This is a genomic window from Micromonospora sp. SL4-19, from assembly GCF_047921475.1.
Taxonomy (GTDB): domain Bacteria; phylum Actinomycetota; class Actinomycetes; order Mycobacteriales; family Micromonosporaceae; genus Micromonospora.
Genome location: NZ_JBLROB010000078.1, coordinates 1 through 1,157, shown reverse-complemented (window position 1 = coordinate 1,157; position 1,157 = coordinate 1). Strand labels below are relative to the sequence as shown.

The window sequence follows — 1,157 nt, the reverse complement described above, 5'->3', positions numbered from 1 at the left end:
TCAGTTGAAGCAGTCGCGGACGGTGCCCGCGCAGTTGGTCGGGTCGTTGTTCGTCACGGTGGACTCGTCGTCCAGCTTGACCTTGCCGTGGTTGTTGAAGATGCCGCCGGCCACCCGGTCCTTCTTCCGGTCGTCCCTGCGGTCGTCGGCGCTGTAGACATCGTGTTCCTCGCCGCCGACGGCGGTGTTCTTGGTGACCCGGGTCTTGGTCAGGGTGACCTCGCCCTTGTTGTTGTAGATGCCGCCGCCGTTCTTACCCGCGGTGTTGCCCTTGATCTCGGTGTTGCGCAGGGTGAGGGTCGCGTTGCGCTCCTCGCGTTCGTGCTTCCTGCCGTCGATCTCCATGCCGTCGGCCTCCATCGAGACCGCCCTCTTTTCCTCGATCGGCTTGCCGTTGAAGATGCCGCCGCCGAACCGGCCGGCGGTGTTGTCGAGGATCTCGCTGTCGGCGATGGTGGCGCGGCCTTCCTCGTTGTTCTCCCGGTCCTTGTTCTCCCGGTCCTTGTCGGACAGGGCGACCTTCTTCTCTTCTTCCTTGCCGCCGACGTTGTAGACGCCGCCGCCGTCCTTGCTGGCCTTGTTGTTCTTGACCGTGACGCGGAAGAGGCTCAGGTCGGTGTTGCGGGCGAAGATGCCGCCGCCGTTCTCGCAGGCGGTGTTGTCCTTGATGAGCGAGAACGAGATCTTGACGAAGCCGCCCGAGCTGAACAGGCCGCCGCCGTTCTTGTCGGCCTTGTTGCCCTCGATCTTGGTCTTCTCGATCTCCACGGTGCCGGCCCGGTTCTCGCGGCGGTCCTCGTCGCGGTCGCCCTTCTTGTCGAGCGGGGCGCTCGGGCCGTGTTCCTTCTTCTCCTCGCGCTCGCCATTGGCGATGCCACCGCCGTCCTTGCCCGCGGTGTTGTTGCTGATTCGGGACTCGCGGCCGCCCTTGCCGTCGTCGTCGCGGGAGCCCTTGACCTTGAGGACACCGCTGTTGAAGATGCCGCCGCCGTTCTCCTTGGCGTTGTTGTTGTCGATGTCGCTGTCGTCGACGTCGACCCGGCCGAAGTTGGCGATCGCCCCGCCGTTGCCGCGGGCGTTGTTGCGGGTCAGCGTGGTCTCCTTCAGGTGGGCGCTACCACCCTTCTCGACCAGCAACGCGCCGCCGTCGTCCTCGT

The 1,157-nt window shown here is 65.4% G+C and carries 1 pseudogene; it reads right to left on the bottom strand.

What is annotated here, in order from left to right:
- A pseudogene (locus ACNAVT_RS31760) lies at positions 1–1,157 on the bottom strand (hypothetical protein); the annotation flags it as partial.